The 235-nt window shown below is 33.2% G+C and carries 1 protein-coding gene; it reads left to right on the forward strand.

Translation table 11 applies throughout. The features are described 5' to 3' along the window. Positions 1-53: 53 nt before the first annotated feature. Positions 54-235: hypothetical protein (locus GJQ66_RS13865; RefSeq protein WP_230379701.1), on the forward strand; the 182-nt coding region annotated here is incomplete at its 3' end.

The following is a 235-nucleotide window of genomic DNA, read 5'->3' on the forward strand; positions in this document are numbered from 1 at the left end:
AGAACTCAGAATTTCACTTTTTAAGAAGAGTGCAACACGTTAAAAAAGTTTGCATGGAAGAAGTAGAAATGGAGGTAATGTTAAACCAATTGTGGATGGAAATTATCAAAAGACGTAAGTGTATGGAGAAATATGAAGTAGACCACGTTAACGAATACAACAAAGTGACTACAGAGGAAAAATTACCGTATATTTTAATTTGCATTGATGAGGTTGCGATGTTGGAAGATGAAAA

Source organism: Microbacterium sp. ZXX196 (genome assembly GCF_009709595.1).
GTDB lineage: Bacteria > Actinomycetota > Actinomycetes > Actinomycetales > Microbacteriaceae > Microbacterium > Microbacterium excoecariae.